This is a genomic window from Amycolatopsis sp. NPDC104775, from assembly GCF_055583325.1.
Map to the genome: position 1 here is coordinate 326,201 of NZ_JBVJOE010000006.1, position 17,383 is coordinate 343,583.

The 17,383-nt window shown below is 69.1% G+C and carries 18 protein-coding genes and 1 pseudogene; 14 read left to right on the plus strand and 5 right to left on the minus strand.

Annotated elements, in window-relative coordinates:
* Nucleotides 1-94: 94 nt before the first annotated feature.
* Nucleotides 95-811 (minus strand): FadR/GntR family transcriptional regulator, encoded by a 717-nt coding sequence (locus ACZ63D_RS27650; protein WP_465357266.1) that lies wholly within the window; start codon nt 809-811, stop codon nt 95-97.
* Nucleotides 812-885: 74 nt separating this feature from the next.
* Between ACZ63D_RS27650 and ACZ63D_RS27655 the strand changes: the two genes are divergently transcribed.
* From ACZ63D_RS27655 to ACZ63D_RS27665, 3 genes are read left to right on the plus strand one after another with little or no spacing between them, the layout of a single operon-like run.
* The gene (locus ACZ63D_RS27655) at nt 886-1,218 is read left to right on the plus strand and encodes an L-rhamnose mutarotase (protein ID WP_465357267.1); all 333 of its coding nucleotides are present in this window, start codon (nt 886-888) and stop codon (nt 1,216-1,218) included.
* Between the two features lie 2 nt (nt 1,219-1,220).
* On the plus strand, nt 1,221-2,189 hold the full coding sequence (locus ACZ63D_RS27660; RefSeq protein WP_465357268.1) for an aldo/keto reductase: 969 nt from the start codon (nt 1,221-1,223) through the stop codon (nt 2,187-2,189).
* Nucleotides 2,186-3,028, plus strand: coding sequence for an amidohydrolase family protein (locus ACZ63D_RS27665; RefSeq protein ID WP_465357269.1), 843 nt, complete (start codon nt 2,186-2,188; stop codon nt 3,026-3,028). Before ACZ63D_RS27660 ends, ACZ63D_RS27665 begins: the two co-directional genes overlap by 4 nt.
* 84 nt (nt 3,029-3,112) lie before the next feature.
* On the opposite strand, the gene shbA is transcribed toward ACZ63D_RS27665, so the two are convergent.
* Nucleotides 3,113-3,769, minus strand: a complete 657-nt coding sequence (gene shbA / locus ACZ63D_RS27670; RefSeq protein ID WP_465357270.1) for an RNA polymerase sigma factor ShbA — start codon at nt 3,767-3,769, stop codon at nt 3,113-3,115.
* A 324-nt stretch (nt 3,770-4,093) separates the two neighbouring features.
* Nucleotides 4,094-4,576: pseudogene (locus tag ACZ63D_RS27675) on the minus strand (GtrA family protein); the annotation flags it as partial.
* Between the two features lie 1,064 nt (nt 4,577-5,640).
* Between ACZ63D_RS27675 and ACZ63D_RS27680 the strand changes: the two are divergent.
* Entirely contained in the window at nt 5,641-5,946 is a 306-nt protein-coding gene (locus ACZ63D_RS27680; protein ID WP_465357271.1) for an iron-sulfur cluster biosynthesis protein, read from the plus strand.
* A gap of 232 nt (nt 5,947-6,178) precedes the next feature.
* On the opposite strand, the gene ACZ63D_RS27685 is transcribed toward ACZ63D_RS27680, so the two are convergent.
* Together ACZ63D_RS27685 and ACZ63D_RS27690 are read right to left on the minus strand one after the other, a co-directional pair.
* On the minus strand, nt 6,179-7,306 hold the full coding sequence (locus ACZ63D_RS27685) for a glycerate kinase (protein WP_465357272.1): 1,128 nt from the start codon (nt 7,304-7,306) through the stop codon (nt 6,179-6,181).
* Entirely contained in the window at nt 7,303-8,250 is a 948-nt protein-coding gene (locus ACZ63D_RS27690) for a 2-hydroxyacid dehydrogenase (protein ID WP_465357273.1), read from the minus strand. The genes ACZ63D_RS27685 and ACZ63D_RS27690 overlap by 4 nt, the downstream gene beginning before the upstream one ends.
* 443 nt (nt 8,251-8,693) lie before the next feature.
* Between ACZ63D_RS27690 and ACZ63D_RS27695 the strand changes: the two genes are divergently transcribed.
* The 10 genes from ACZ63D_RS27695 (at nt 8,694) to ACZ63D_RS27740 (ending at nt 16,563) form a co-directional block, all read left to right on the plus strand.
* Complete coding sequence (locus ACZ63D_RS27695; protein WP_465357274.1) at nt 8,694-9,503, plus strand: CoA transferase subunit A; 810 nt, start codon at nt 8,694-8,696, stop codon at nt 9,501-9,503.
* Nucleotides 9,500-10,255 carry a CoA-transferase subunit beta gene (locus ACZ63D_RS27700; RefSeq protein WP_465357275.1) on the plus strand — a complete coding sequence of 252 codons (756 nt, stop codon included), beginning with the start codon at nt 9,500-9,502 and terminating at the stop codon, nt 10,253-10,255. The genes ACZ63D_RS27695 and ACZ63D_RS27700 overlap by 4 nt, the downstream gene beginning before the upstream one ends.
* Nucleotides 10,252-11,433 carry a thiolase family protein gene (locus ACZ63D_RS27705; protein WP_465357276.1) on the plus strand — a complete coding sequence of 394 codons (1,182 nt, stop codon included), beginning with the start codon at nt 10,252-10,254 and terminating at the stop codon, nt 11,431-11,433. The genes ACZ63D_RS27700 and ACZ63D_RS27705 overlap by 4 nt, the downstream gene beginning before the upstream one ends.
* A 16-nt stretch (nt 11,434-11,449) precedes the next feature.
* A complete protein-coding gene (gene pcaH / locus ACZ63D_RS27710) occupies nt 11,450-12,184 on the plus strand; it encodes a protocatechuate 3,4-dioxygenase subunit beta (protein WP_465357277.1) in 735 nt (244 codons plus the stop codon).
* Complete coding sequence (pcaG, locus tag ACZ63D_RS27715; protein ID WP_465357278.1) at nt 12,181-12,732, plus strand: protocatechuate 3,4-dioxygenase subunit alpha; 552 nt, start codon at nt 12,181-12,183, stop codon at nt 12,730-12,732. Before pcaH ends, pcaG begins: the two co-directional genes overlap by 4 nt.
* 29 nt (nt 12,733-12,761) lie before the next feature.
* A complete protein-coding gene (pcaD, locus tag ACZ63D_RS27720; protein WP_465357279.1) occupies nt 12,762-13,541 on the plus strand; it encodes a 3-oxoadipate enol-lactonase in 780 nt (259 codons plus the stop codon).
* On the plus strand, nt 13,538-13,939 hold the full coding sequence (gene pcaC / locus ACZ63D_RS27725; protein WP_465357280.1) for a 4-carboxymuconolactone decarboxylase: 402 nt from the start codon (nt 13,538-13,540) through the stop codon (nt 13,937-13,939). The genes pcaD and pcaC overlap by 4 nt, the downstream gene beginning before the upstream one ends.
* A gap of 10 nt (nt 13,940-13,949) precedes the next feature.
* The gene (locus ACZ63D_RS27730) at nt 13,950-14,756 is read left to right on the plus strand and encodes an IclR family transcriptional regulator domain-containing protein (RefSeq protein ID WP_465357281.1); all 807 of its coding nucleotides are present in this window, start codon (nt 13,950-13,952) and stop codon (nt 14,754-14,756) included.
* 9 nt (nt 14,757-14,765) lie between these two features.
* On the plus strand, nt 14,766-15,356 hold the full coding sequence (locus ACZ63D_RS27735) for a nucleotidyltransferase family protein (RefSeq protein WP_465357282.1): 591 nt from the start codon (nt 14,766-14,768) through the stop codon (nt 15,354-15,356).
* A 328-nt stretch (nt 15,357-15,684) separates the two neighbouring features.
* A complete protein-coding gene (locus ACZ63D_RS27740) occupies nt 15,685-16,563 on the plus strand; it encodes an AAA family ATPase (protein ID WP_465357283.1) in 879 nt (292 codons plus the stop codon).
* Nucleotides 16,564-17,383 lie beyond the last annotated feature (820 nt).

The window sequence follows — 17,383 nt, forward strand, 5'->3', positions numbered from 1 at the left end:
CAACAGCGAGGGGTCCCTTCATTCCAACCCGCATGGAGTGAAGGGACCCCTCGCCGCAAAAGACCGCCCGGGAGCTCCCGCCGGGTCCGTCTACTCAGGAAGCGGCGGGCTCGGCCTCATCGCCCGCTGCGGCCTCCTCGACCAGGGTGCTTCGCAGCCACTGCTCCACCCCGGCCACGTGCACCGTCGCCCACGAGCGGGCCAGTTCTGGTTCTCGCGCGGCGATCGCGTCGTAGATCGCCGCGTGTTGTTCCCGGGTCCGGGCTACTGCGCCTTCCTGGGTGAGGCCGCGCCAGATGCGGGCTCGTGCGGTCGGGCCGGAGAGGCTTTCGAGCAGCGAACACAGCACCGGGTTGCCCGAGCCGTCCGCGATTTTGCGGTGGAACTGCAAGTCGTTGGCCACCAGTGCCTCGACGGTCGGCGATTCCTCCAGTTCGCCGAGCAGCGCGCCGAGTTCGGCGACGTCCTCGTCGCGCATGTGCAGCGCGGCCATCGCGGTGGCCGCGGGCTCCAGGATCCGCCGTACGGCAAGGAAATCGAGCACGGTGTCGTCGCGGTGGAAATCGACGACGAAGGTCATCGCGTCGAGCAGCAGGTTCGGTTCCAGGCTGGTGACGTACGTGCCGTCGCCCTGGCGCACGTCCAGCACCCGGATCAGGCACAGCGCCTTCACCGCTTCCCGCAGCGAACTGCGGGAAAGCCCCAGCCGCTGCGCGAGCTCGGCCTCCTTGGGGAGCCGGTCGCCCGGGGCCAGCTCGCCCGAAATGATCATGTCCTTGATCTTGTCGATCGCGACATCGGTGACGGGCATCGGGACCGCCCTCCCTGCAGAGACCTCGGATGTTTACCCCCTACAGCGTGCCACGACTCCCGTCAGGAGGAACGATGACCCACGGCCCGGCCCCGCACACGGTCGCCTTGCGCACCCGGCTCAAGCCCGGGATGGAGGAAATCTACGAGGAGGTGCACGCGGTGATCCCGCAGGATCTGGACGCTGCGCTGCGCCGCGCCGGCGTGCGTTCGTGGCGGATCTGGCGCGACGGGCTCGACCTGTTCCACTTCGTCGAGGTGGACGATTTCGAGCAGATGCGCGCGAAACTCGCCGAAGACCCGGCCGACATCGCGTGGCAGAAACGGATCAACGAATTGCTGGACCTCGACCGTTCCGACGTCGCCCACGGCCTCGGGCTGGTGTGGCAACTCCCGGCGGAGGCGTGATCGTGGACCTTCCTCCGCTGGGACTCGGCGGCGCACAGCTGGGCAACCTCTACCACGCGGTGCCGGACGAAACCGCCGCGGCGAGCGTGCGGCGGGCGTGGGACGAGGGAATCCGCTACTTCGACACCGCGCCGCACTACGGGCTCGGACTGTCCGAACGCCGCCTCGGGACTGCTTTGGCGGCGTATCCGCGCAACGAATACGTCCTGTCCACGAAGGTCGGACGCGTGCTGGAACCACGCGCGGCGGCTCCCGGGGAACGCGACGACCAGGGGTTCGACGTCCCTGGTACTTACCGCCGACGCTGGGATTTCAGCCGGGACGGGGTGTGGCGTTCGCTGGAATCGAGCTTGAACCGGCTGGGTCTCGACCGCGTCGACCTCGTGTACGTGCACGACCCGGACGATCATTTCGAGGAAGCGGTTTCGGGGGCGTTTCCGGCGTTGCTGGAGCTGCGCGAGCAGGGTGTCGTGCGGGCGATCGGGGCCGGAATGAACCAGGCGCCGATGCTGGCGGAATTCGTGCGCCGGTTCGACCTCGACCACGTCCTGATGGCGGGTCGCTACACCTTGCTGAACCAGCCGGCGTTGGACGAGCTGTTGCCGCTGTGCGCCGAACGCGGCGTCGGCGTCGTGGCCGGTGGGGTGTTCAATGGCGGAATCCTCGCCACTGAACAACCCGGCACTATTTACGATTACGCGGTCGCGCCCGCGGATCTCGTGGAAAAAGCGCAGAAAATAGCGGAAATCTGCGCGCGGCACGGTGTTTCGCTGCCAGAGGCCGCGCTCGCGTTGCCGCGTACGCACCCGGCGGTGGTGTCGGTCGTCGTCGGTGCCCACGACGCCGAGCAGGTGTCGCTGAACGTTCGCCGGGCAGCGGCGAATATCCCAGCCGTACTGTGGGACGACCTCGCCGACGCCGGTCTGCTGCGGTCGGCCGCCCGCCCCGTCGTGTCCGGAGGAACCCCGTGATCGATTCGCACCACCACCTGTGGGATCCGGCACGCCGCGAGTATCCGTGGATGTCCGGCGACGCACTGGCTCCGATCCGCAAGCCGTACACCGTCGACGATCTGCGCACCGTGACCACCGCGGCGGGTGTCCACGCCACGGTGCTGGTGCAGACCGTCTCGGACGAGGCGGAGACCGAGGAATTCCTTGCCACGGCCGCCGCCGAGCCGCTGGTGGCTGGTGTCGTCGGCTGGGTCGACCTCGCCGCTCCGGACGTCGCGGACCGGCTCGCCCGGCTGCGCGAACTCGGTCCACTGGTCGGCATCCGGCACCAGGTCGAGGACGAACCGAACCCGGATTGGCTGCTGCGTCCGGAAATCCTGCGTGGCCTGTCCGCGGTCGGCGCCGCGAACCTGGTCTACGACCTGCTCGTGACACCGGCGCAGCTCGCCGCCGCCCGGCAGGTCGCCGAACGCTTGCCGGAACTGCGGCTGGTCCTCGACCACGCCGCGAAACCTGGCATCGCAGCCGGCGAATGGCAGCCGTGGGCGGACGACGTGGCCTCGCTGGCCGCGTTCGGCAACGTGCACTGCAAGCTGTCCGGCTTGGTGACGGAAGCCGACTGGCGCGAATGGCAGGTGGGCCATCTGCGCCGCTACGCAGACCACGTTTTCGAGTCGTTCGGCGCGAACCGGGTCATGTTCGGCTCCGACTGGCCAGTGTGCGAACTGGCGGCAGCGTACGAAGTCGTACTGGACGCGGCGGTGTCGCTGACCGGCACGCTGAGCGATCCGGAACGGCTGGAGGTCTTCGAGCACACGGCGGCACGCGTTTATGAGCTAAAGGGTGCGGCGGGTTGAATCCAGAGTGCCGTGCGAAACAAAGCCTGTCGACCTTTTTGCCGGTCCGCAGCGGTGTTCCAGCCGTTCGAGTGACGGAACGGCTCAGAAGTCCTGGCCCTGCACCATCTCGCGGAGCTTGGACAGCGCGCGGTGCTGCGTGACGCGGACGTTGCCAGCCGAAATGCCGAGCGTTTCAGCCGTCTCGTTCGCGCTGAGGCCGACGACGACGCGCAGCGTCAGGATTTCCTGCTGCAGCGGGGCGAGGCGGGTGAGCAGTTCCTGCAGCCGGCTGCCGAGATCGAGGCGCAATGCGTGCGATTCCGGCTCGTTGCCGCCCGAGAGCGGGTGCTCCGGAAGCTCGGGCACCGGCTCGGAACGGTCGCGCGCGACAGCCCGGTAGGCGTCGGCGACCTTGTTGGCCGCGATCGCGTGCACGAGGTAGAGGAAAGAACCGCCGCGGTCCTGATAGTCGGGAAGGGCCTTGAGAACGGCCATGCAGACGTCCTGCGCGACGTCGTCGGCGGCGAGGTAGGAGAGGTCGCGGCCGCCCATCCGGGCCCGGCAGTAGCGGGCGACGACGGGGCGGAGCACGTGCAGCAGGTTGGCGATCGCGGCTTGATCGCCTTGTCCGGCGGCGCGTACGAGCGGGTCGAGGTCTTCCTTGGTCAGGCGTCCGCCGGACCGGGGCAGCGTCGCGGGGCTCACGTAGCCCTCGACGCCGGACACCGCGGTACGGGACGTCTTTGACGGTGCTGTCATGGTCGTCTCCCCGGCAACCCTGCGACCGTCGCGTGTCTTGGGGTCAACACTCTGTGATGTTGCGGTCGTAGGTACTCCATCTGCAAGGGGAGCACTGCGATCGTTGCGACGCTCCGTAACCTTAAGCGGCCGGAGGCCGACCGTCCACATTTCAACTACGAATACCCCGTTAGCAGCAGCGGTCTTGACACAAACGAGACCCGTCGACGCACAGTACGAATCCGGTCTCGCAGCATGTGCGGATGTCCGATTTCGTGCGTCACCAAGAGTGACAGCCGGGTAGCGAAACTGAGAGTGGCCCCACTGCGGGTAGAACGGGTTCCACTACAGCTGGTGATCTTGTGGTGCGTCCGTTCGCCGCGTCCTGGCGAAAACCCACCATCGCAGGACGGCGAACCGGACGACCCCGCCCACGAAGCTAGCCGCCAGGAGCACGGCGGTTTGCTGCCCGGCCGAAGGGTGCGCGACGAAGGCGTCGAGGGCCGCGAGGACGACCGATCCGTAGCCGGCGTAGAAGGCGAAAGTGACGAGATCCTGGAGATGCCGCTTGCCCGCGCGGCTGCTCCGTCCGGCGAAGGTGACCCGGCGGTGGAACTCGGTGTTGCCGATCGTCGTAATCGCGAGCGCGGCGAGATTCGCCCATTGCGCGCCGATTTCCGGCCGGAAGGCGAGGAAGAGGACCGCCTGCAGGCCGGTGGTGACGACACCGGCGGTGAGGTACCAGGCGGCGTGGCCGCTGAACTCGCGACGGCGGGTGGTGCGGGTTAGCCGATTATCGGCAACGCTCGCCGGCGCGGGATGCGTGGTGGTGGGCGAAGTTGGCTCGTGCTGAGTGGTTCCGGCTTCGAGATCCGCTGTGGCTTGTGGTGGACGGGATGATTCAGAGGCGATGCTGTCGCCGGCTTTTGGCGGCAACAGGTCGGCGCTTTCCACCGCTTCCTGACGAGCCTCCGCCGGATTCGCCGTTGAGTGGCGAACGCTGCGTTCGTCGCGGATCTCCGGTCGTAGCGGTTCAACGTCGTCCGTTGCCGTTTTGCGGCGAAAGGCGTTGGTGAAGGTCGTCGAGCGGTAGCTGGGGCGCTGGCTGCTGACGTCCGGTCTCAGCGGCTCGGTCGCGAGTGTGCGGAACTCCGGCAGCGCGTCGTCGCCTAGCGGGTCGCTGCCGAGGTCCGGGCCGGCTTTGCGGCGGGGGCGGAGCCCGATCCGGCCGCGCGGCTTCCACCTGGTGGTGGTCATGGTCTTGACGCTAACTCTGGTTCGTCCGCTGATGCCCTCGCAGACCGTAGGAAACCCTGTGATTCCGGCGACAGCCATTCGGCCCGTTTCGCTGAAGGCCGCTTCGGGTAGCTACCACGAACAAACCGGACTTTCGGGGAGGTGCCCGTGAGCGATCTCGGTGACGACACTCTCCGTGAGAGTCAATCACCCGATGCGGAAAGTTCCCGGGTCGACCCGTTCAGTGAGGCCGAACCCACAGTTGCGACGCCTGCGGGGACAGCTTCCGACGTGGTCCGGGGAAGCCAGCGTGCAGCGGAGCAGCCGGAGGTACGGCCGCCGGTGCCTGGCGGGCCAGCCGAGGGATCGGCCGAGGCCGCCGGAGGCGATGCCAGGTTGCTCGGCTTGGCTGAGACTGGCTGGCCAGCGGTGCCCGGGCAGGGCGAACGGGTCGACCACGGCGGCTGCACGGTCGCCGACGCGATCCGGTCGGCCATGGCCCGAAGAGCCTGATCTCAAACGTATTTGTGAGAGGTTCCACCGCCGCGGCAACGGCCTCGCGCTCACACTGCGCGACCGTCGTGCCGCCTTTAGCGTGAAAAACCACCCTGCAACCGACCGTGCGCATCCGACTGCGACGAAGGGAAGGCCGAAAGATGCTGACCGTTACCGAAGCCGCCGCCGAGGCGATCACCGCGTTGACCGCTGAGCAAGGCAGCGACTCCGACCAGAGCGGCCTGCGCTTCGCGCTGCAGAGCATGGAAGGCGACGGTGCCCAGCTGGCGCTGTCGGTAGCCCCGGCCCCGGAGGACGGCGACCGCGTCGTCGGCGCAGACGGCGGGGCGAAGGTCTTCCTCGAGCCGCAGGCAGCGGCGCTGCTCGACGACAAGGTCCTCGACGTTCAGCAGGACGACACCGGTGACGTCGCCTTCGCCGTCCTGCCCCAGCAGCAGTCCGCCTGACGGGCTGCGCAAGCAAGCGCCCGGCCACGGGGTTCATGCGGCGGTGTCCGTCCGCTGATCCCGTGCGTCGTTCGCCGGTGCATCGGATGTTTCGGGACGTCCGGACCCGGCGGATGATTCATGGCCGATCCCTGGGTGGTGCCGCCGCCCGAGACGCGGGTTGTCCAGACGACGGGGTGGCTGCGTAGTTGTGCGGAAGCGCCCCCGCGGGGTGATCGCGGGGGCGTTTTCGCTATCTGGTGCGCAGCCAGTCCCGCACTAGCACTCCCGCTCGTTCGCGCAGCAGTTCCGCGGCATGGCTGCGGGCGTAGTCCAGCGAGGGTGCGTGGTCGATGAGTGCGCTGCTGCCCACGACTCCCAGCCCGGCCAGTGCGTCCGCGTCCAGCTGGATCCGCCCGGCGAGCACCATCAGCGGGACGCCCGTCCGCTCGGCGCGAGCCGCGATGCCAGCCGGCGCTTTGCCGGACAGCGATTGTTCGTCCAGCGAGCCCTCACCGGTGATCACCAAGTCCGCGCCGGTCAGCGCGGCGTCGACGCCGGTCAATGCGGCGATCAGGTCGAAGCCGGACTCGACCGTCGCGCCGAACCCGGCGATCGCTCCCGCCGCGACCCCGCCGCCAGCCCCGGCTCCGGGCAGGTCGGAGACGTCCGGTGCACCAGCCTGCGCAAGCGCTTTCGCCCAGTGAGCCAGTGCGTCGTCGAGTGCCTGGACCTCCTCCGGGCCAGCGCCCTTTTGCGGACCGAACACGGCCGCCGCCCCGTTCGCGCCGAGGAGCGGATTGGTCACGTCCGTCGCGACCGCGACCGGCACGGTGCCCAGCCTTTCGCGCGCCGGACCCAGGTCGACGCGTGCGACGTGCGCCAGAGACCCGCCGCCGAGACCCACCGGCGCACCGGAAGCGTCGAAGATCTCGGCACCGAGCGCGGCCAGCATCCCGGCACCGCCGTCGGTGCTCGCGGTGCCGCCGACGGTCAGCACGAGCCGTCGCGCTCCGCGGGCGAGGGCGTCGTTCAGCAGCTCGCCGACGCCCCACGTGTGCGCTGCCAGCGCGACTTCCCGGCTCGGCGTCACGAACTCGATCCCGCACGCCCGCGCCGACTCGACGTACGCCGTGCCGTCGAGCAGTACGTACCGCGCCTCGACTGGTGCGTCGAGCGGACCACGCACCGACAACCGCTCCATGGAGCCGCCCGCGCTCTCGAGTACCTCCAGCGTGCCCTCGCCGCCGTCGGCGACTGGGCACGCGGAGATCTCGGCTTCCGGCAAGGCATCGCGCACGCCGTGCGCGATCGCTTCCGTCGCCTCGACCGCGGTCAGGCTTCCTTTGAACTTGTCCGGTGCGATCACGACCCGGGTCATCGGCCCACCTCCGTCAGCGGCTCGGCACCGGCGAGCACCGAGACGACGTTGCGGGCAGCCAGCACCGCCATCGCCGTACGCGTTTCCACCGTCGCCGATCCGAGATGCGGCGTCAGCACCACGTCGTCACGCTCTAACAACCGAGGTTCGACGTCCGGCTCCTTCTCGAACACGTCCAGCGCCGCGCCCGCGATCTCGCCGGCTTCGAGCGCATTGGCCAGCGCGGTCTCGTCGACCACCGGACCACGCGTGGTGTTCACCAGGTACGCGGTTGGTTTCATCGCCCGCAACGCGTCCGCGTCGATGAGGTGCCGGGTCTCGGGAGTCAGCGGACAGTGCAGCGACACGAAGTCGGAACGTCGCAGCAGTTCGCCGAACGACACGAACTCGCCGTCGAAGTCCGGTTTCGCCGACCGTCCGGAGTAGACGAGCCGCATCCCGAACGCCGCCGCGCGCTTCGCCACCGCACGGCCGATCTGGCCGAGCCCGACGATGCCGAGGGTCTTGTCCTGGAGCCCGGACCCGAGCAGGAATCCGAGGTGGAACGACCACGTCTGCCGCGCGCGCAGCAGACGTTCGCCTTCGCCGAGCCGTCGCGAGACGGCCAGCAGCAAACCGAAGGCGAGATCCGCGGTGGCGTCGGTGAGCACGCCTGGCGTGTTGGTGACCACGACCCCGCGCTCGGCCAGTGCGCTGACCTCCACGTTGTCGTAGCCCACCGCGACGTTAGCGACGACTTTCAGTCCGGGACCCGCCGCGTCCGCGACTGAGCCGTCGATCCGGTCGTGCAGCATCGACACCACCGCGGCCGAGCCGGCTACGAACTTCCGCAATTCCTCGGGCGTGAGCGGCCGGTGCTCCGGCGAGATTTCGACTTCGCCTGCTTCGCCGAGCACCTGCACGGCCTCGTCCGGGATCCAGCGGGTGACAGCGATCTTCGGCATGCGAAGCAGCCTAATGCCGACCGTGCCGCCCGAGCGAGGTTCGCGGCGCGCTCACCGCCGGACACCCGCCTGAGCTGCGACGGAGCGTCCAACCGCGACAGAGCTTCGCCGACGCTGACAGTGCCTGAATTCCGCATTGCGGTACCACGCAACGAAATTCCGGTCTGCCTTCGACAACGCCGCTCCCTGCCGACCGCGAAACCCGTTCGCCGACTCCCAGCGCACCGTGTTGTTCTATCGCACCACCTCCTTCCTTCGAACTTTCCTTGAGGCTCGCGAACCTCGCCTTGTCTCGTGCCGTCTGTCCGGACGTCCGCTTCACCCTTTGGCACTCCCACGGGCGGCCGGATCGTGCTATGTTCTTATGTAGAACTTCTGTGCGCTATGCGAACACGCTAGCACGGAACGGCGGAAACAGGAAGACCAAGACGGAAGGGCTCGTGATGGCAAGGGTGCTGTCGCTCGGCGAGGCGATCGCCGAGCTGGTGCACGACGGAGACGTCGTCGCTCTCGAGGGCTTCACGCACCTCATCCCGGTGGCGGCCGGGCACGAGATCATCCGTCAGGGCAGGCGGAACCTCACGCTCGTGCGGATGACGCCGGACATCGTCTACGACCAGCTCATCGGCGCGGGCTGTGCGAGCAAGCTGATTTTCTCGTGGGGCGGCAACCCCGGGGTCGGCTCCCTGCACCGGTTCCGCGACGCGGTGCAGCACGCGTGGCCGGCACCGCTGGAAATCGAGGAACACAGCCACGCGGGCATGGCGAACCGTTACGTCGCAGGCGCTTCCGGGCTTCCGTTCGCGGTGCTGCGCGGTTACACCGGCACTGATCTGCCCGCGCAGACGGACACGATCAAGCCGATCACCTGCCCGTTCACCGGCGAGCAGCTCACCGCGGTTCCCGCGCTGAACCCGGACGTCACGATCGTGCACGCGCAGCGCGCCGACCGGGCGGGCAACGTCCAGCTGTGGGGCATCGCGGGCGTGCAGAAGGAAGCGGTGCTCGCGGCGAAGCGGTCACTGGTCACCGTCGAAGAGGTGGTCGACGAGCTGGAGCCCCGGCCGGGCGCGCTGGTCCTTCCGTCCTGGGCGGTCACCGCGGTGGCCGAGGTGCCACGAGGCGCGGCGCCGTCGTATGCCGCCGGGTATTACGAGCGGGACAACGCGGCGTACCAGGCGTGGGACGAGATCGGTCGCGACCGCGAGGAATTCGCCAAGTGGCTGAACGACCTGACCGGGGTGAAGGCATGAGCGAGTACACCGCTGACGAGATGATGAGCATCGCCGCGGCCCGCGCGCTCGGCGAGGGCATGTCGTGCTTCGTCGGGATCGGATTGCCCAGTACAGCGGCGAACCTGGCCCGTCGCACGCACGCCCCGAACCTCACGCTGATCTACGAATCGGGTTGTCTCGGCGCGAAACCCAGCAGGCTGCCGTTGTCGATCGGAGACGGCGAGCTGGCCGACACCGCCGACGCGGTCGTGAGTGTGCCCGAGGTGTTCAACTACTGGCTGCAGCCCGGCCGGATCGACGTCGGGTTCCTTGGTGCGGCACAGCTCGACAAGTTCGGCAATATCAACACCACGGTCATCGGTTCCGACTACCACGATCCGAAGGTGCGCCTGCCCGGCGCGGGCGGGGCTCCGGAGATCGCCGCGTCCTGCAAGGAAGTCTTCGTCGTGCTGCGGCAGAGCAAGCGGACCTTCGTGGACAAGGTCGACTTCGTGACGTCGTTCGGCCACGGCACCGGGCGCGGCGACCGGGAACGGCTCGGCCTGCGCGGCGCCGGGCCGACGCTCGTGGTCACCGATCTCGGCCTCATGCGGCCCGACCCGGAAACCGCGGAGCTCACGCTTACCGAACTGCACCCCGGGGTCGAGCTGGACCAGGTCGTGGAAGCGACGGGGTGGACACTGAAGACGGCCGCGGACCTCAAGACCACCCCCGCGCCCACCGAACGCGAACTGACCCTGCTCCGTGAACTGAAGAAGGCCGGCGAATGAGCGACGCTTACGTACTCGACGCGATCCGCACTCCCTTCGGGCGCTATGGCGGCGCTCTCTCCGGGGTGCGTCCTGACGACCTTGCCGCAGGCGTTCTGCGCGCGCTGGCCGAGCGCAACGGGCTCGATCCGTCCACTGTGGACGAAGTAGTGCTCGGCGATGCCAACGGCGCGGGCGAGGACAACCGCAACGTGGCGCGGATGGCCGCGCTGCTGGCGGGCTGGCCGACGTCGGTGCCCGGGGCGACGGTGAACCGGCTGTGCGGGTCCGGCGTCGAGGCGACCATGCAGGCCAGCCGGGCGATCCAGGTCGGCGACGCTTCGCTGGTGGTCGCGGGCGGCGTCGAATCGATGAGCCGCGCGCCGCTGGTGATGCCGAAGCCGGACAAGGCTTTCCCCGCGGGCAACCAGACGCTGTACAACACCGCGCTGGGCTGGCGGATGGTCAACCCGGCGATGCCGGCGCAGTGGACTGTTTCCCTGGGCGAGTCCACCGAACTGCTTGCCGAGCGCTACGGGATCGGCCGCGACGAGCAGGACGCGTTCGCGGCGCGCAGTCACGTGAACGCCGCGCGGGCGTGGGACGAGGGTTTCTACGACGACCATGTGGTTCCGGTCGAAGGCGTCGAACTGACCAGGGACGAGGGCATCCGGCCGGACTCCACCCCGGAGAAGCTCGCGAAGCTGAAAACCGTCTTCCGCAAGGAAAACGGCACCGTCACGGCGGGCAACGCGTCGCCGCTGAACGACGGGGCGTCGGCGCTGTTGCTTGGTGACGAGGCCGCGGCCGAGCGGCTCGGCAAGACGCCGCTGGCCCGGATCGCTGGCCGCGGTGCCGCGGGGGTCGACCCGGACGTGTTCGGCATCGGCCCGGTGCGCGCGGCGGAGATCGCGCTCGAACGGGCGGGCATCGGCTGGAACGACCTCGCCGCGGTGGAACTCAACGAGGCGTTCGCGGCACAGTCGTTGGCCTGCCTGAAAGAATGGTCCAAGCTTGACCCGCAGATCGTCAACGTCAACGGCGGGGCCATCGCGATCGGGCACCCGCTCGGGGCGTCCGGCGGACGGATCATCGGCACGCTGGCGCATCAGCTCCGGCGCACCGGCGGCCGCTGGGGCCTCGCAGCGATCTGCATCGGCGTCGGCCAGGGCCTCGCTGTCGTGCTCGAGAACCGCTGAGAAAGGGGGAGGCATCGTGGCCACACCGACCGAGCGGCGCCTGCCGCAGTACCGGCCCGATCCGGACGGCACTCATCCGCCGCTCGACTACGCGCCGTACCGCTCCACCGCGCTGCGGCATCCGAAGCAGCCGCTGGTCCTCCTGCCGCAGATGCTCACCGAGGTCACCGGGCCGCTGCTCGGTCCGGGGCGGCTCGGCGAACTCGACAACGACCTCACCCGTCAGCACGCGGGCGAGCCGCAGGGCCAGCGCATCATCGTCACCGGCAGACTGCTCGACGGCGACGGGCGTCCGATCCGTGACTCGCTCGTGGAGATCTGGCAGGCCAACGCGGGCGGCCGCTACCGGCACACCGGCGACCGCTGGCCGTCCCCGCTCGACCCGAACTTCGACGGGCTCGGCCGCACGCTGACCGACGGCGACGGGCGGTACGAGTTCACCACCATCAAGCCCGGTGCGTACCCGTGGAAGAACCACGACAACGCCTGGCGTCCCGCGCACATCCACTTCTCGGTGTTCGGCTCGGCGTTCACCCAGCGGCTGGTCACCCAGATGTACTTCCCGGACGACCCGCTGTTCTCGCAGGATCCGATCTTCAACTCCATTCCGGACGAGAAGGCGCGGCAGCGGATGATCTCCCGGTTCGATCTCGACCGCACCGAGGAGGAATGGGCGCTGGCGTTCCAGTTCGACATCGTGGTGCGCGGGCGCGAACAGTCGGTGTTCGAGGACGAGGAGGAGGACGAGTGAAGCTGGAAGGCACGCCTTCGCAGACCGTCGGGCCATACCTGTCCATCGGACTGCCGTGGGACGACGGTCCGTTCGTGGTCCCGGAAGGGACCGAAGGCGCGGTGTGGATCCGCGGCGGGGTCTACGACGGTGCGGGCAACCCGGTGCCCGACGCGATGATCGAGACGTGGCAGGCCGATCCGGACGGCGCGTTCGACCATCCCGACGATCCGCGCGGCAAGCCCGCCGCTCCGTTCCGCGGATTCGGCCGGTGCCCCACCGATGAACAAGGCCAGTACCGGATTCACACGCTGCTGCCCGGAATCGTGCCCGACGCGTCCGGTGCTCCGCAGGCCCGGCACATCGATGTGTCGGTGTTCGCTCGCGGTCTGCTGAACCGAGTGGTCACGCGCATCTACTTCGAAGACCAGGACAACGACGGCGACGCCGTGCTGGCGAGCGTTCCCGAGGAACGGCGGGAGACGTTGCTGGCCAAAAAGGAAGGTGCCGGCTACCGGTTCGACGTACGGTTGCAAGGCGAGGGCGAGACGGTGTTCTTCGCGGTCTGACCGGCCGTGTCCATTGTGGAGGTTCAAGCGTGAGCAGTGTCCGGGTGCACCGGGTCGTCGAAGGTCCGGCGGCGGGTCCGGTGGTGGTGTTCTCCCATTCGATCGGCAGCGACCACCGGATGTGGGAGCCACAGGTCGCGCCGCTGACCGAACGCGGATTCCGCGTGGTCCGGTACGACACGCGCGGCCACGGGTCGTCGCCGGTGCCGCCGGGGCCGTACGACCTGGCTGATCTGGGCGGCGACGTGCTGGGGTTGCTCGACGAACTCGGCGTCGAGCGCGCGCATTTCGTCGGCCTGTCGCTCGGCGGGATGACCGGGATGTGGCTTGGTGCGCACGCCGCGGAACGGTTGTCGAGTCTCACCTTGTGCTGCACGTCAGCGCTGCTGGGGCCGCCCGAGATGTGGGCCGATCGCGCGCGGCTCGTGCGGGCCGAGGGCACTGGGGCGGTCGCGGAAGCCAGCGTCGGGCGCTGGGTCACGCCGGGTTACGCGCAGGCGCATCCGGACCAGGCCGCGTACCTGCGCGAGATGATCTCGGCTCAGCCGGACGAGGGGTACGCCGCATGCTGCGAGGCGATCGAGCGAATGGATCTCACCGGCGACCTGCCAAAGATCTCCGTTCCGACGCTGGTGATCGCCGGCGCCGACGACCCGTCGACGCCTGCCGAGCCGCACGGACGAGTCATCTCCGACGGAATCCCCGGCGCCCGGCTCGAGGTCGTCGCCTCCGCCGCGCACCTGGGCAGCTACGAACAGCCGGACGAGTTCACCCGGCTGATCCTCGAGCGGATCACGGAGGACCAATGACCGAAGACCGCTACGAGGAGGGCATGCGGGTGCGCCGGGAAGTGCTCGGCGACGAGCATGTCGACCGGGCGGTCGCGCGGACCACCGAGTTCAGCAAGCCGTTCCAGGACTACATCACCGAAGCGGCGTGGGGTTCGGTGTGGACGCGCGATGGCCTCGACCGGCGGACTCGCAGCTGCATCACGCTGGCCGCGCTCACCGCGCTGCACTGCCACGACGAGCTGGCGATGCACGTCCGCGCGGCGGTGCGCAACGGGCTTACCTCGGACGAGATCCGCGAAGTTCTGTTGCACACCGGCGTGTACGCGGGGGTGCCGGCGGCGAACACCGCGATCGGGATCGCCCAGCGTGTCCTCGCGGAGCTGGGAGAACCCACCGCTCAGCCACCGGCCGGATAGGCTTCCCCGCATGGAATCCGACGATCAGGCCGAACGCGGCGCGCACCACGTGCAGTCGCTGGAGCGCGGGCTCGCGGTGATCAAGGCGTTCAGCGCCGAGGCCCCGCATCCGACGCTCAGCGACGTCGCCCGCGTCACCGGGCTGACCCGCGCGGCGGCGCGCCGGTTCCTGCTGACGCTCGTGGACCTCGGCTACGTCCGCACCGACGGCAAGTACTTCTCGCTCACCGCACGCGTGCTGGAACTCGGCTACGCCTATCTGTCCAGCCTCAGCCTGGCCGAGATCGCGCAACCGCACCTGGAGCGGCTGTCGGCGGAGGTGCACGAGTCGAGTTCGGTGTCGGTGCTGGAGATCGCCGACATCGTGTACGTCGCGCGCGTCGCGGTGTCGCGGATCATGACGGTGAGCATCAACGTCGGCACGCGGTTTCCCGCGCACGCCACGTCGATGGGACACGTGCTGCTCGCCGACATGAATCAGACTGAACTCAACGCCTATTTCATCGTCGCCGATCTCGACCGGCTGACCCCGCATACGCTCACCCACCGCACCGCGCTCGAGGCCGAGCTGGCCAAGGTTCGGGAACAAGGCTGGGCGATGGTCGACCAGGAACTCGAAGAAGGCCTGCGTTCCGTCGCTGCGCCGATCCGCAACCGGAAGGGGCGGGCGGTCGCCGCAGTGAACATCTCCACCCACGCGAGCCGGACTCCGGTGGAGACGGTCCGGACCGAGTTCGTTCCGCCGTTGCTCGAAACCGCGGCTGCCATTTCGGCGGAGCTGGCGGCGGTCGCGCCCGGGCAAGCGGTCCAGGGCTGAGGAGCGTCGATGGCGGAACCGGTTGCCGGACTGCTGCTCGCCGCCGGGGCGGGGCGGCGGTTCGGCGGTCCCAAAGCGCTGGTCGAGTACGACGGGGAGCCGTTGGTCCAGCGGGCGGTCCGGAACCTGGGCGAGGCCGGATGCGCCTCGGTGCGGGTGGTGGTCGGAGCGGCGGCTGAGCAGGTCCGGGAGCTGCTGCCGCCGGACGTGACCGCGGTGCTCGCGGCGCAGTGGCAGGACGGGATGGGGGAGTCGCTCAAGGCGGGGCTCGAATCGCTGGCGGGGGAGTCGGCGGTGGCGGTGCTCGTGCACTTGGTGGATTTGCCGTGGGTGCCCGCCGCGGCGCTCGCGCGGATCATCGGGGAGGCGTCGGAGGGAGCGGTCGTGCGGGCCTCTTACCAGGGAGTTCCTGGGCATCCGGTGCTGTTCGGGCGGCGGTGGTGGGGCGAGATCGCGGCTTCGGCGCAGGGTGACCACGGAGCGCGGGACTGGTTGCGCGGGCGTGCTGACGTGCGGCTGGTCGAGTGCGGGGATCTCGGGAGCGGAAGTGATGTCGACCGGCCCGGGGATCTGGCCGGGCCTGGTGCGGAGCGGCGATGAGCGGTGCGGTGGAGCGGCTCGGTCGGTGAGGCAATCCGGCTCGGGTCCGCCGAGGGTTTGGTGGTTGGCGGACTTGGCGGTTTGTCGTGTCGGGACGGCTGGTCGGGCTTGCGGTGAACAGCATCGGGGCCGTGGCGGCATAGCTGGGTCGGGTCTGGCTGCGGTTGCCGGGTCGCAGTGGCTTGGTTGGCCGGGTGGTTGACAATGGCTTGCTGCGTCGAGTTCGGGTGGATGGCTGGCCGAGCGGCGGTGGTTGGTTTTCCGCTGTGAACCTGGCCAGAGGGCGGCGAACGGCGGAACTGGCGGTCCCGGATCTACGATCGAGGGCGTGACAGAGTCCCTCGCCTCGCCCGACGCGCTCGCGGCCGCCCTCGACACCACCGGTTACCTCGCCGACGAGGGACTGGCCACCGCGGGGTTTCTCGCGACGCAGATGCAGCGTCCGCTCTTCTGCGAAGGCGAGCCGGGCACCGGGAAGACTTCGCTGGCGCTCGCGTTGTCCGAGGCGTTGAAGTGGCCGTTGGTACGGCTCCAGTGCCATGAGGGCATCGACGCCGCGCAAGCGCTCTATGAATGGGACTTCCCGCGTCAGTTGCTGCACCTGCGCGCTCTCGAAGCGGCCGACGGCGGACGGCTCGACGCGGAAACCGCCGAGCGTTCGCTGTACACGGAGCGGTTCCTGCTCGCGCGTCCGCTGCTGCAGGCGCTCACCACGACGCCGTGTGTGCTGCTGGTGGACGAGATCGATCGTGCCGACGACGAGTTCGAGGCTTTCCTGCTGCAGTTGCTGGACGAGTACACCGTGACGATCCCGGAGTACGGCGAGGTGCGGGCGGAGCAGCCGCCGCTGGTCGTGCTGACGTCCAACCGGACTCGCGAGGTGCACGACGCGCTCAAGCGCCGGTGTCTTTACCACTGGCTCGAGCATCCGGATCTTGCCCGGGAGATCAGCATCCTGCGCCGTCGGCTGCCCGGGATCGGCGAGACGCTCGCCCGGCAGATCGCCGACGCGGTGCACCGGCTGCGGGCGATGGATCTTCTCAAACCGCCCGGGGTCGCCGAATCTCTCGATTGGGCAAGGGCTTTGCTCGCGCTTAACCGCGACGAACTGGACGCCGCGACGGCCGCGCGCACCCTGGGCGCGGTGTTGAAGTACAGCGAGGATCTCGACCGGGTGCGGGCGAAGCTGGACACGTTGTTCTCGTGACTTTTGTCTAATGTGGACAGTCGAGTAATTCCGTTGCGGCGGGCTGCGGGATCGGGCATGCTTGAAGCATCACTGGATGACTTCGCCGACTTCTTTGATTTGTGACTGGTTTCGTGACTGTGCCGGAAGGAGGGCTCGTGACTGACTTCGTCCGGGCTGCCCTCCTGGCTGTCCGCTGAGTTCCGTACTTTCCTGAAGGTTCCGCGCGCCCGCCTTGCGCTACCGAGGCTGGCCGCTGCGCGCAACCACGGTCCGCGCACGCTGTCCCGGAGGCGGGACGGCGTGCGCGGCCGCCCTTTCGCTGACGCGGTGGTGGTGGGCGTGGGGCGGGGCCTTGGGAGGGCGACGTGGCGTCGGGCGGGCGGGCGGGCCGGGTTGGAGAATGCCGAGTCAGCTCGGTGCGGTATGGCGCGAGCGTTGGCTGGGGCCTGCCGGGCGGGAGAGACGCCGGGTCAGTTCGGTGGGCTGTGGTGCGAGCGTCGGCCGGGACATGCCGGGTGCGAGAAATGCCGAGTCAGCTCGGCGCGGTATGCCGCGTTGGCTGGGGCATGCCGGGTGGGTCCGGGTGCTTCGGGCCTGAACTGCTGGATGGCTTGATGGTGCACGGCTTCTGCCGATCTTGAGCGACTTGGCCCGGGAGGTGGAGCCCTCGCGCGGGGCTGAGTGTGGCAGCGTGCGGGTCACGCGGTGCGCGCTGGCTGGAGCGTGGTCGCGGAGCAGCGGCGTGGCACCTGCTGGCCGAACCTTGCCGCGAGCTAGACGGCGCGATGTGCGTTGGCCCGAGTGCGGCTGCGTGCCGGATGTTGCATGCTCGGCCGGT

Bases quoted from the DNA above. Each gene is read 5' to 3' on its own strand.
- ACZ63D_RS27680 (WP_465357271.1), top strand. From the start codon at position 5,641: ATGCTGACCGTTACCGAAGCCGCCGCCGAGGCGATCACCGCGTTGACC.
- ACZ63D_RS27685 (WP_465357272.1), bottom strand. From the start codon at position 7,306: ATGACCCGGGTCGTGATCGCACCGGACAAGTTCAAAGGAAGCCTGACC.
- ACZ63D_RS27730 (WP_465357281.1), top strand. From the start codon at position 13,950: ATGGAATCCGACGATCAGGCCGAACGCGGCGCGCACCACGTGCAGTCG.
- ACZ63D_RS27655 (WP_465357267.1), top strand. From the start codon at position 886: ATGACCCACGGCCCGGCCCCGCACACGGTCGCCTTGCGCACCCGGCTC.
- ACZ63D_RS27735 (WP_465357282.1), top strand. From the start codon at position 14,766: ATGGCGGAACCGGTTGCCGGACTGCTGCTCGCCGCCGGGGCGGGGCGG.
- pcaC (WP_465357280.1), top strand. From the start codon at position 13,538: ATGACCGAAGACCGCTACGAGGAGGGCATGCGGGTGCGCCGGGAAGTG.
- ACZ63D_RS27650 (WP_465357266.1), bottom strand. From the start codon at position 811: ATGCCCGTCACCGATGTCGCGATCGACAAGATCAAGGACATGATCATT.
- ACZ63D_RS27690 (WP_465357273.1), bottom strand. From the start codon at position 8,250: ATGCCGAAGATCGCTGTCACCCGCTGGATCCCGGACGAGGCCGTGCAG.
- shbA (WP_465357270.1), bottom strand. From the start codon at position 3,769: ATGACAGCACCGTCAAAGACGTCCCGTACCGCGGTGTCCGGCGTCGAG.
- ACZ63D_RS27700 (WP_465357275.1), top strand. From the start codon at position 9,500: ATGAGCGAGTACACCGCTGACGAGATGATGAGCATCGCCGCGGCCCGC.
- ACZ63D_RS27695 (WP_465357274.1), top strand. From the start codon at position 8,694: ATGGCAAGGGTGCTGTCGCTCGGCGAGGCGATCGCCGAGCTGGTGCAC.
- ACZ63D_RS27705 (WP_465357276.1), top strand. From the start codon at position 10,252: ATGAGCGACGCTTACGTACTCGACGCGATCCGCACTCCCTTCGGGCGC.